The sequence below is a fragment of the Chryseobacterium potabilaquae genome, assembly GCF_902728265.1.
GTDB classification, from domain to species: domain Bacteria; phylum Bacteroidota; class Bacteroidia; order Flavobacteriales; family Weeksellaceae; genus Chryseobacterium; species Chryseobacterium potabilaquae.
On the sequence record NZ_CACVBR010000038.1, the window covers coordinates 26,300 to 38,393 of the forward strand.

Consider the following 12,094-nt stretch of genomic DNA (forward strand, 5'->3'; position numbering starts at 1 on the left):
GAAAAATTGAAAAAAATTAAAATTAACAGGGCTATATTATTCTGATATACAACGAACAGGAAATCCATAGGAACGATAACTTGCATCTGACTGATCTACCCGTCCCCCTTGAAAATACTGCTCATACGAAAGTCCTCCATACTCTGATGAACTCCAATAAAAGCCTAAATAATCGCGATAGTACAATGCTCCTGTCGAATAGTAGCGGTACCCTGCTGCAGGGAGCGTCAACTTAGTACCACTCCCAGGGCATATAAACTGTAAAGCTGAACCAAAATTGGTAGGCTGATCAGTAAATGTTCCTATTGTATTTTTAGTCGTATTAGCATTTAACTCCCCCCACTCGGTTCTTGTTGGAACACGGAAACCGGCAGGACAAGGATCTATGGCTGTCTTTATAGGAGCATCTTCAGTACCAGAGTTCCAGGCTCCATTCGATGCATACACAACATTCCATCCACTAATTGCTCCCGGAGGAGTATCAGCATCAGCAACATGATCTTTTACTCCCCATTGATAATAATAACCATGAATTTCTTTTACCGGAACATTCGGATCCAAGCTTGTATCTGCTCCCAAGTTATGTGTTGCCCAAGTCTTAGTCGTATTGTTGGCCATACACATGGTCACAGAACCTCCACCAGTAGTTACTGTTTTACTGACATTACAAGAAGCACTGCCAAAAGTAATAGGGATTGACATTGCTATTGCACTCGTTGCATTGCCGGTTACATTATATACCAAGTTACCATTCCCTGTCAACAATGTTCCTGCAGGAAGAGTAAAAGTCAAACCATTCTGTGTGAAAGATTGCTGTGGATAAGGCTCTCCATTACCACCTGTATAAGGAATGCTCATCGTCCCTGTATAAGATTGACCTTGGATAATCGTACTCGGAGAAAAAACAGCATTTGCACAGTCCAATGAAGTAACATTAGCAGTAAAACTATCAACATCTACAGTAAACGTACAGGATTTCCCTGCTACTGTTATCATAAAACTGGCTGTCCCTGCTGAGGAAGGTGTACCCACAATATTAAATACCAAATTACCTGAACCATTAGCCAAAGTTCCTCCATCAAAATTGGCTATTAAGCCTGTAACTCCCGTAGAGTTGAAAGAACCGGAAAAATATGTTCCTCCATTTCCTCCTGTATAAGGAATTGTTGTAATGACTCCACTGGCAATTACTCCTGCATGAACAATTCCTGATGTCGTTGCACCTGAACATTGAAGATCATCAATATGCCCAGTATGCACATTAGTAGAGCACATAGAACCCCAATTAGGAATTAACGGATTGGCAGAATCATTCACCATAATACAACCTAAATTGCCAAAACAATCCGTACAATAAATCACCAAACCTTGGGCAGGGCCGGAGATTGCATCCATTTGAGTTTTAGTCATACGAGGGGGAAGAAAACCATCATTAGTACTCGTAAGATCCAAAATAGCGGAAGGATCAGGAGAATTGGTTCCCATACCTATTCTCCCATCCGTAAAACCTAGATTATGACCATCCATCATGACATTACGTGTACCAGATAATGTCCCATCGGTATTATAAATATTACTCCCGTTTCCCATTTTCTTCCATTGGTTATCAATAGCATCAAAATAATAAAATCCAGGAGCGTCTACCTGAGAAGTCTGTCCTGTTTGGTTACCTAAATCTGCCCCTTGTGTTACATACACTACTAGACTGTTTTGCTCTATTCCATACAGATTCAATGCAATGGCGGAAAACAATGCATCACCTGTTACACGAGGAACTAGAACTCCTTCTACTGTACTTCCGTCTGTGTTTTTAGCAACAATATCTAACGTTGCTTTAGGAAGAGTCGTATTGACTCCTACCTGCGCTGATATCAACTCTCCTAAAAGCAGAGATATCATTAAATACTTGAATTTCATTATTAGCTTTAGTTTAAAAAATTATGATTATTTAGTTTTTACATTTTATTAAATCAATTATATTAAGTATCAGAAAATCTTCTTATTAAAAAGAACCTGCTCGTATTGTTTTTCTATTTTTAGACCCTTAAAAAATTTTATAAGCAAGCTTTTCTGCTTCTCTTTTTTCATCAATTTATTTCTCTTACATCAATATTTATACAGTCTTTAAAGTATCGATGGAGATTCAATTACTACCATCGATACTGGGAAAAATTGAAAAAAATTAAAATTAACAGGGCTATATTATTCTGCTATACAACGAACCGAGAACCCGAAGGTACGGTAGTTGTAGCTCGCTAGGTACACGCTGCCACTAATGAAGGTCAGGTCATAAGCGGTAGTGCTGCTGTACTCTGTACTGCTCCAATAGTTGCCGCCGAGACCGCGGCTGCTCAAGGCTCCGGTAGTGTGGTAGCGGTTCCCCGAAGCGGGAAGAGTCAATTTATTGCCGTTAGAAGGACATATAATAACCAAGGCAGCACTAAAGTTGGTAGCGCTATTACTAAATGTCCCTATCGTATTTCGTGTACTATTATTGATTAAAGCGGTCCATTCAGCTCTCGTAGGAACACGATAGCCAGAAGGACAAGGATCAATAGCTGTCTTCACAGGTGAAGCTTCTGTACCAGAATTCCAGGCTCCATTAGAAGCATTAACATAATTCCAACCACTAATTGCTCCTGCAGGAGTATCCGCATCTGCCACATGATCAAATCTTCCCCATTGGAAGTAATAACCATGATGCCCTTTTGTAACTACCGAAGGGTTAGGATCAAGGGTTGTGTCAGCACCCAAATTATGACTTGCCCATAATTTAGTACCATCACCCATACACATCGTTGTTCCTCCACCACTACCGGAAGAAGAGACTACTTTATTCACGGTACATGACTGAGAACCAAAGCTAATAGGAATATTCATTGTGATAGCACTGGTAGGGGTACCTGTTACATTATAAACCAGATTCCCATTCCCTGATAATAAATTTTCAGCAGGTAAAGTAAAGGTTAATCCATTTTGGATAAAGGACATTTGAGGATAAGAATCACCATTGCCTCCAGTATAAGGCACGGTAAGAGTTCCAGTATATGCCTCTCCTTGAATCAAGCTAGCAGGAGAAAATGCTGCACTACTACAATCCAGAGAAACCACATTAGCTGTAAAATTATCCACATCCACCGTGAATGTACAAGATTTACCTCCTACAGAAACCGCAAAGCTAGCTGTTCCAGCCCCGGCAGGAGTTCCTGTAATATTAAACACTAAATTACCACTACCCATAAAAAAGCTCCCCCCAGATAAGTTGGCCGTTAAACCTGTAATCCCGGTAGAATTAAAAGCTCCGGAAGAGTATGTACCCCCATTACCTCCTGTATAAGGCACGCTCACATTCACACCACTTACACTTATTCCTGAATGAATAGCTCCTGTAGTAGAAGCTCCCGAGCATAAAAGGTCTTCTATATTACCTGTAGGAACATTCGTAGAACACATAGAACCCCAATTGGGAGATTGAGGATCAGGGGAATCATTGATCATTTTACACCCCAAGTTCCCAAAACAATCCGTACAATAGATCTCTAGACCTTGGGCAGGATGGAAGATAGCATTCATCTGAGCCTTAGTCATACGAGGCGTTAAAAAACCATCACTAGTACTGCTGAGATCTAAAATAGCAGAGGGATCAGGTGAAACAACACCCATCCCAATTCTACCCCCGGTAAAGCCTAAATTGTTGCCGCCCATACTCATATGACGAGGACCAGTTAAAGTACCATCTGTCCGGTAAATAGTCGATGCACTCCCCAACTTAAACCATTGATCATGTGCCCCATTAAAATAATAGAACCCAAAATCATTAACAAGAGTAGTTTGCCCTGTCTGATTAGTAGGAGAAGCTGCCTCTGTCACATATACAACAGCACCATCCTGATCCATTCCGTATTTATTGCCCGCTATAGCGGAAAACAAAGCATCTCCAGTAAGTTTAGGAACAATAATACCTTCTGAGCTACTCCCATCTATATTTTTTGCCTTAACATCAAGAGTGGCATGAGGACTAGAAGTATTCACACCTACCTGACTGTAGGAAATTGCTCCAAAGCACATACAAAATAATAAATTTATTTTTTTCATGGGTATTTAATTTTAAATAAGAAATTATAATCTGCTATTAGCTAGTTTTAATTCCTCAAAAGATTTTACATATAAATATTAAACGATTCTTTCTGTTTGAATTTTTACTTTAATTTATAAGACACATCGTATCGTAAAAATGTAATAAAAGGGGAAATTAGATTATATGCCTTATTGCTTAGTTATTTTTTTGTTAATGGTTTGAGTTTGAGTTTCTACTGCAATGACATAGTTTCCCGACTTCACATTCAATAGATTAATCTCTTTCTTATTTCCTGTAAGTGGAGAAGACAAAATAAGCTTTCCTGATGTATCAAAGATTTTATATGATTTTAAAGTCTCTTTAGAAGAAAGAGTCATTACATCTTTTACTTGAGTTGGATAAATATCTACTGTACTATTGGGTATATTTTTTACATCTTGGGTTTCCAAAACACTTGCAGAACAAAGCCCTATATTACTTCCACCAGAACCTCCTCCTCCACTGATTGTTAATTGAGTATAAGGATTAGAAGCAATGATCAAATAAATGCCGGCTCCAATAGAACCCATAGTAGTTATTGTATTACCAATAATGTTCATTCCGCAAGAAGCCCCTGGTATAATAGAAATAGAGCCCCCATTTGTATTAAAAATAAAATCTTCAGGCCTAGTAAAAGTATCTGCACCACTAATTACTATTCCTACATTGTTTACAGGAACACTGAAAGAAAAAGTTACCGACCAAGAGCCATTATTTCCTACCCATAATGCACTTCCCGATGAAAGAGTAGCACCTAAATTACAAGCGTCAAAAAAATTGGTAGCCATTTCATACAGTACAGATCCAGAAGAAGAACTACTTACTTGTACATTTCCAATACTTATTGTTCCACTAGTGTTGATATCCGCTGTACTAGAACATATCTGTGATTTTATAGAGCTACTACAGAGTAATAATCCTATAATCATTGGAAAATATAAAAGTCTACATACAGTAGATCTTTTAAGAAATAATTTTTTCGTCATAATTTTTTATTTATTTAAGAATTAGTATTTAATTTCCATTTCGATTACCTATCCTTTCAAAAATTTTAGAAAATTTGTTACAATAGTTATTGTCTTGTATTTGAAATTAGCTACCATTATTGTAAGCTGAGCCAGGACAAAAAAATATATACAATCAAATCATGCGATATTTAGAATAGAAAATGTATATAAAATAGAAATGATCAATTCCTATTTTGTAGAATTTTAAAGAAGTAAAATATGAGTTTTGTATATTATTTATTAGAACCAACTTAAAATATACAACTACTATTTTTTCATCCTGAACTCAGATTATTTTTAAATAAGTTGAAAGGGATTCTACATATCTTCTTATTCAAAAAGAAATAGATAATATTATTTTATAAATTTTTATACCCAAAAGAGGTTACGATTTATAATCACTTTTACCATAATCATTTGCTATGCTTATATTTATCCATCCATCTATGCAATGTACTTTTAGGAATACCATACTCCTGTATTATTTCTTCCTGCTTTTTCTCACCAGTATCCAATATTTCCAATATAAAATCGATTATACCCTTTGTATAAATATTCTTAAGAGATTTTAAATGTCTTTTTTTACGGAGTTTTTCAGGAATAATGATCTGAGGAGCATATAATACAAGATGCTGAGAATAAATTCTGAAAAAATCATAATTCAGTAACTTACTCCAAATGAGTAAGAACTCTAGCTCCAAACTTTCGGATTCATACATTTTTTGGAGTTCTTCTTCCTTACAATTAAATGCATCGCATATACGAATTGCTTCGATCTCCATTTCAATAACAGCCTGTTCAATCAAGCTTCCTAAATGAAGATTTTTGAAATTAAAAGTATTTCTGTTTCTCATTGATATTCTACTTTGTCGATTGATCTTACAATTTCATTCTGAAAAAATACAGGCTCACTCTAAAGAAATGTTATTATTAATCATTGAACTCCCTATTCTATTATGAAAATGAATAAGATCGGATAAGTTTTTTACCTGAAGCTTATTAAAAATACGTCTCTTGTGTGTACTTACTGTGGATTGATGAATCCTTAATAGATTAGATATTTCCAGAATTCCTTTCCCTTGAAGTAAATGATTATAAATTACCTTCTCTCTTCTTGATAAAAAAAATGATGATTTAGTAATATTTTTTTTATTCTCTCGGCTTTTTATAAACTTATAAAGTAATTCTTGTGAGTAATAATAACCTTGCATAAAAACAGAATGTATAGCTTCTTGGATTTCATTTATCCCTTCAGATTTAGAAAGATAAGCCTCTACCCCTTCATATAAATATGATAATGCTAATTCTTCTTTATTTTCAGAAAATATCATGATCTTAAGGCTTGGACTTTGCTCCTTAAATTCTCGTGCCGAACCATAAATATTATCCTGAAAATCAATATCCAAAATAAGAAGATCATAGTCATTCTGGGAGATCTTCCTTGTCAGTTCTTCTTTATGACGAACATAGTCAATCAAAATATCTTGGCTGATGGTTTTTAATATATGTGTGAGACCTTTTATCCACACATAGTGCCTATCAGCAATAAGTACGGTCTTTTTCATTTCCAATTGTATATTTATCTATCCCTTTATGCAAAGTACCTTTAAGAATACCATACTCTCTGGCAACCTGTACCTTATTTTTTCCCCTGTAAATAACATCTTCAATATAAAATCAATTATACCGTTTGTATAAATATTCTTAAGAGATTTTAGATGTCTTTTTTTACTGAATTTTTCAGGGGTAATGATCTGAGGAACATATAATACAATATGCTGAGAATAAATTCTGGAAAAATCATAATTCAGTAACTTACTCCAAATGAGTAAGAACTCTAGCTCCAAACCTTCAGATTCATACATTTTTTGGAGTTCTTCTTTCTTACAATTAAATGTATCACATATACGAGTTGCTTCAATTTCCACTTCTTTCCCTTTCTGTTCTATCAAGCTTCCTATATGAAAATTTTTGAAATTATTTTTTTTTATATTCATACCAATCTATTTTTATGATTATAGAAGATTGTATTGAAAATAATTAACAATTAATGTAATTGCTTATCATGAACTACTTTGAGACTAAAATGAAAACTCTATATAGATAGAGAACAAAATATTGGATTTAATTTTCAGAGAAAAAAAATAATGCCATCCTTAATAATTTAATATGTGTACTACCTTCTAGAGAGCAGTCTCATAATATAAAAATCTATTTATAAATAGGATGAGGATCTTTGAGTTTTAAAATCCAAGGGTTATTATGGTCTAACAACCCTTGGAAAAAAATGGGGAAATTTAGATAGGGTGAAGTAAATTTCCTTCTTTTATCAATTATACTTACATAGCAACACCAAAATAATTATTTCTATGAATAAATAATTGATAATAAAAAACACTCTTTTTATGATTATTTTATTTCTTTTTTTTTCTCTCAAATATCCATTTAATAACACCTCTATTCTCATCTTAATAATGAATAATTCATGAGAAATCATCCTTATTCTTGAATACATCTTACAGACAATCCAATTCCTGTCCATGATTCAGCTCCTGGATTCACACTTGAGGAACTCATATTAGTATATCCTGGTTCTGAATTCCAATACATCCCAAAATAAGCTCTAAACTGTAGTTCACCGTTTTGTTGTGAACGCATTCCTGAAACAGGAAACTGTAAAGTATTATTTGTAGCCGGACAATAAAATCTTACAACAGCTCCATAATTCATATGATCAGCTATACTATTAGAAAAGCCTATGTTAGTGATTGTATTATTATCACGTAAAATTGCATAATCTGTACTTGTAGGAACTTTGAAACCTGCTGGACAAGGGTCTGTTTGACTCTTTGGTGTTCCCCAAGTTTCATATGGAGCATTTGGAGTCGCCCATCCAGAAACTGCTCCAAAATTTGATTGATCTTGTGCTTGTGTTAATGCTGGGGTGGCCCGCCCCCATTTATATTTGTCTCCATGGAGTTCTGCACTAATTGAATTTGGATCTATATTAGGATTTGCTCCTAAGTTGTGCGTCATCCATGCTTTACTAGAACCACACATTACTACTTCATTCGGATTAGGGTCAACACCCGATACAACATTTCTTGTAAAAGTACAGGTTTGTCCTTCAAACGTAAAAGTAAAACTTGCCGTTCCTACAGAAGCCGCCACTCCTGTAATAACAAATATCAATTGTCCAGTAGACATATTTCCAGCTTGCAGAGCTGCTGTAAGACCCAATACGCCTGTGGAAGGAATAGATTGCGCCGGATAACTTCCAGAACCTCCTGTAAATGTAATAATAGTAAAATGATTATTATCAGTCACTTGTATACCTTGGATAAAGTCTCCCCCTTGAGAAACTGCTCCCGAGCAATTAAGTACAACAGGAGAGCCTGAAGGGTCTACCGTTCTTGTGAAGGAACAGCTCTGACCTCCAAACGTAATATCGAAAGTAGCCGTACCCGCAGAAGAAGGCGTACCGGTTATCGTATAAGTTAATGTCCCGTTTCCGTTTGCTAAGATTCCTGCTTGAAGGGTCGCCGTAAGGCCTGTTACTCCTGTAGAAGATACGGCAGCACCAACAGGATAGCTTTCACCATTACCACCCGTATATGGGATTTGGGTATTAACTCCTGAAGCCGCCACACCTTGAGTCAGACTTCCGGCATTGATCGCTCCGGAGCAGTTGAGCCCCGTGACAACAGGAGGATTGACAGAGCATAAACCAGGGCGAAATGGCTTCCAGGTACCCCCTGTAAGACTAGTAGAGGGATTATCATAATACCAAAACCCCCGGCATAAAGCCCCTTCCGTAGAGCCCACTCCCGCAACTCCTGTGCTGGAAGTATTAAATACCATAAAACCATCATAATAATAAGGATAAGAATTCGCTATTCCTACAGGAACTCCTGAAAACGCAGTAAATGTTGTCAGATCTGTACGAGGATATAACAATCCCTTTCCTACATTAGCTGATTGGTTATACGTAGGATTAGAAGAAGCATCAATAAAGGCTGAACTATTGATAGCCGCTTGATTGGCTGCACTGTTGGCAATCCTAACTTGAGCGTAAAAGCTACTAATCAGCAATAAAAAAAATACAGAAAGTATCCTTTCCAGATTAATAAATTTATTTTCCATTTTGTATGTTTTTAATATAAATATTTTGTTTTTCAATATTAAAAGCCTGTAGCCCACTCCCATGAACCATCTCCAGTTCCTCCCAAATAGATCAACATGCCAGAGACTCCTGCCTGAACCTGGGTAAATTGAGGATTTCTAGGAGCAGGAGAAATATCAATAGCATTATTACCAATATTGGAAACATAAACCATCTTGCCCACCGGAATCCCTGAAGTAGGAAGAGTTAAAACATGGGGGTCCGCCGTCGTAATATTTAGTTTAATAAAATTATCGGTAGGCAATACCGTATAATCTGAAGTCTGTTCTGTGCTAACATTAAAAGAAGTAGATACGGAACCTCCTCCTACGTGTTTCCATTTTGAAGTAGGATTATCATAATAATAAAAGCCTGCTTCGCTGATGTCAGAAGTTTTTCCTGAGGACCCTGTACCTGAGGTAACAAATACAAGTACACCATTTTGAGAAACCCCATAAGCAGCATCTTTTGCAGCTAACTCCGCTACTGTATAACGAGGAACAAGCACACCATCTGCTTTAGTTGCAGACGTAGTACCTACAACATCTAAAGTTGACTGAGGAGCGTCGGTATTAACTCCTACTTGGCCAAAAGCAAATGCACTTAAAATCATGGTAATAGTCGTAATAAATTGTTTTTTCATTTTTGTATATTTTTTTATATAAAGTTTTTGTAAAGAAAAATTTGAATATTATATGTTAGATTTCTTTTAAAAAAATTAAGATTTCAATCAATCTTTCATTTTCATATTATATAAGCACAATATGCTTTTTAACCTCTCATCGAAATATTTAACCATATAACTTCAATTGTACACATTATTAAATTTCACATATTGCTAATACTCTATTTTTTTCATAATTTAGAATGTATACCTCGATTTTTCACACAATAAGTAGTCCTAGTTAGACTATTTTAAATTGTAATTAAATTATATTCAATAATTTTCAATAATTAATTAAAAAAACAAGGAAATAAAACATCATTATTCAAATATGAATGATTTCTTTTCAAAATAAAAACCTTATACAATATTTTAAAAATCAGATGCTTATTATTTGTACATTAATTTTTTTTATATATATTTGCAACATAAAAGTAGTCTAACTAGGACTATTTTTTTTTATAGATTTGTTGAAAATTAATACGTTAAAAATTCAACAATGACATTTGAGTACTTTTTGCCACAAAATGGCTCCCTGAAAAATATTCACCTTAACATTTTCGATTCTTCACTAAAAGAACAAGGTTTTTCATTTAGAACTCCTCTTCGGATACATGAGGACCAGTGGGATAAAAACAAACAACGACCAATAAATATATACCTGAAAAAGGATAAAAAAATAAATGCCATACTCGATTATCTTAAGGTAAGAATTACGGAATATGTGAAAGAAAGACTGCAACAGAGAAAAACAATTTCTCAAAGAGGACTTTCCAAAGAAGTACATAAAATATGTATTGAAAAGACACGAAGTTATAATGAAAACTCTTTGCTTCATTATATGAAGCATTATATAAACTCCAGAAAGGAAATTATATGCCACTCTACTTATAAACGGTATCTAGTATTCTATCGATTAATAAAACGATTTGAAGGATTTATTATGAAAAGATTAAATGTAGAGAACATAAATAGCGATTTTATAAATGATTTTATCATTTTCGGACAAAATGAAGAATATAGTGAAAATACTATTTACAGAAGTATTCACTTTGTAAAGACCATTCTTAACTTTGCTGAAAGAAGAGGAATTAAAACCAGAGTTAGAGAACTAGAAATTAGAAGAGAAAAACAACAGAAAACGGTGGTAACCATCTCTGAAGAAGAAATTCTCAAAATTAAAAATACAGAAGTTCCTGAAGAATTACAACCATCCAAAGACTGGTTATTAATTAGTTGTTATACAGGCCAACGATTTTCTGATTTTATGCAATTTAATATAGAAGACATAACAAAGATCAATGAAAGGTCATGCATATCTTTTACTCAGAAAAAAACGCAGAAAAAGATACTTTTACCTCTACACCCTACCGTACTCAATACAATTCAACGAAATGGAAATAGCTTTCCTAAGATAATAGATATTCAACAGTATAATGAAGCCATTAAAGAAATTGCCAGAATTGCCGGGCTTCAAGAATCTGTTAAAGTTAGAAAACGAATGGGATATAGAAGTATAGAAATAAAAACTGAGAAATGGAAGGTAATATCAAGCCATATTGGACGAAGAAGCTTTGCTTCTAATTTTTATGGTAAAATTCCAACACCATTATTAATGCAGGCTACCGGACACAGTTCAGAACAAATGTTCTTACGATATATCAATCCTGTAGATAAAGAAAGAATGCTAAGTTTAAGTACCTATTTCGATAAAGTATATACGGAAAGAAATATAAGAAATAGTCATTACAATTTTTTATAAGATAAAATTATAGAATATTAGTAAACGGTCTCATTTCATTGAAACATTATTAATAACTGGAATTTAAGAAAGTATACATAGTATAAAAAATTATACTGTGAAACTTTTTGTTTTCCTATTGCAAAAATGATAAGCTACACAAATAGAAGGTCTCTACTTAAATGTGAAAATCATGATTTATTGAGTTTTAATTGGGGTGTCTTTAATTTATAAAGATTGCAATATTTTTCAATTCATCGATTCTACTGATGAAAGGACACTATCTCGTAAAGTGTGTAAGTTAAAAAGTTAGGCTTGGATTTTATAATCTGAGCCTTTTTTCAAAAATAAGCATAAATTGGTTGAGAACAATACCCCAATTTCGAATAGGCATGGTCCATTT

Annotated in this window: 9 protein-coding genes; 1 reads left to right on the top strand and 8 read right to left on the bottom strand. The window is 34.4% G+C overall.

The genetic code is table 11. The features are described 5' to 3' along the window. Positions 1-36: 36 nt before the first annotated feature. The 8 genes from CHRY9293_RS15265 to CHRY9293_RS15300 form a co-directional block, all read right to left on the bottom strand. A complete protein-coding gene (locus CHRY9293_RS15265) occupies positions 37-1,917 on the bottom strand; it encodes an FISUMP domain-containing protein (protein ID WP_162033771.1) in 1,881 nt (626 codons plus the stop codon). A gap of 285 nt (positions 1,918-2,202) precedes the next feature. Continuing rightward, positions 2,203-4,095: an FISUMP domain-containing protein gene (locus tag CHRY9293_RS15270; RefSeq protein ID WP_162033772.1), complete on the bottom strand. Its 1,893-nt coding sequence runs from the start codon at positions 4,093-4,095 to the stop codon at positions 2,203-2,205. A gap of 171 nt (positions 4,096-4,266) precedes the next feature. Continuing rightward, on the bottom strand, positions 4,267-5,103 hold the full coding sequence (locus tag CHRY9293_RS15275; RefSeq protein WP_162033773.1) for a T9SS type A sorting domain-containing protein: 837 nt from the start codon (positions 5,101-5,103) through the stop codon (positions 4,267-4,269). Between the two features lie 434 nt (positions 5,104-5,537). After that, the gene (locus CHRY9293_RS15280) at positions 5,538-5,978 is read right to left on the bottom strand and encodes a transposase (protein WP_162033774.1); all 441 of its coding nucleotides are present in this window, start codon (positions 5,976-5,978) and stop codon (positions 5,538-5,540) included. Positions 5,979-6,032: 54 nt separating this feature from the next. Beyond that, positions 6,033-6,689, bottom strand: a complete 657-nt coding sequence (locus CHRY9293_RS15285) for a response regulator transcription factor (RefSeq protein ID WP_162033775.1) — start codon at positions 6,687-6,689, stop codon at positions 6,033-6,035. A gap of 18 nt (positions 6,690-6,707) precedes the next feature. Further along, on the bottom strand, positions 6,708-7,121 hold the full coding sequence (locus CHRY9293_RS15290) for a transposase (protein ID WP_228455566.1): 414 nt from the start codon (positions 7,119-7,121) through the stop codon (positions 6,708-6,710). A 502-nt stretch (positions 7,122-7,623) separates the two neighbouring features. Next, positions 7,624-9,267 carry a fibrobacter succinogenes major paralogous domain-containing protein gene (locus tag CHRY9293_RS15295; protein ID WP_162033776.1) on the bottom strand — a complete coding sequence of 548 codons (1,644 nt, stop codon included), beginning with the start codon at positions 9,265-9,267 and terminating at the stop codon, positions 7,624-7,626. A gap of 38 nt (positions 9,268-9,305) precedes the next feature. Continuing rightward, a complete protein-coding gene (locus CHRY9293_RS15300) occupies positions 9,306-9,929 on the bottom strand; it encodes a hypothetical protein (protein ID WP_162033777.1) in 624 nt (207 codons plus the stop codon). A gap of 520 nt (positions 9,930-10,449) precedes the next feature. On the opposite strand from CHRY9293_RS15300, the gene CHRY9293_RS15305 reads away from it, so the two are divergent. Further along, a complete protein-coding gene (locus tag CHRY9293_RS15305) occupies positions 10,450-11,712 on the top strand; it encodes a site-specific integrase (protein WP_162033778.1) in 1,263 nt (420 codons plus the stop codon). Positions 11,713-12,094: the final 382 nt, after the last annotated feature.

Coding starts and splice junctions, on each gene's coding strand:
- CHRY9293_RS15300 (WP_162033777.1), bottom strand. CDS start 9,929: ATGAAAAAACAATTTATTACGACTATTACCATGATTTTAAGTGCATTT.
- CHRY9293_RS15265 (WP_162033771.1), bottom strand. CDS start 1,917: ATGAAATTCAAGTATTTAATGATATCTCTGCTTTTAGGAGAGTTGATA.
- CHRY9293_RS15290 (WP_228455566.1), bottom strand. CDS start 7,121: ATGAATATAAAAAAAAATAATTTCAAAAATTTTCATATAGGAAGCTTG.
- CHRY9293_RS15295 (WP_162033776.1), bottom strand. CDS start 9,267: ATGGAAAATAAATTTATTAATCTGGAAAGGATACTTTCTGTATTTTTT.
- CHRY9293_RS15275 (WP_162033773.1), bottom strand. CDS start 5,103: ATGACGAAAAAATTATTTCTTAAAAGATCTACTGTATGTAGACTTTTA.
- CHRY9293_RS15280 (WP_162033774.1), bottom strand. CDS start 5,978: ATGAGAAACAGAAATACTTTTAATTTCAAAAATCTTCATTTAGGAAGC.
- CHRY9293_RS15285 (WP_162033775.1), bottom strand. CDS start 6,689: ATGAAAAAGACCGTACTTATTGCTGATAGGCACTATGTGTGGATAAAA.
- CHRY9293_RS15270 (WP_162033772.1), bottom strand. CDS start 4,095: ATGAAAAAAATAAATTTATTATTTTGTATGTGCTTTGGAGCAATTTCC.
- CHRY9293_RS15305 (WP_162033778.1), top strand. CDS start 10,450: ATGACATTTGAGTACTTTTTGCCACAAAATGGCTCCCTGAAAAATATT.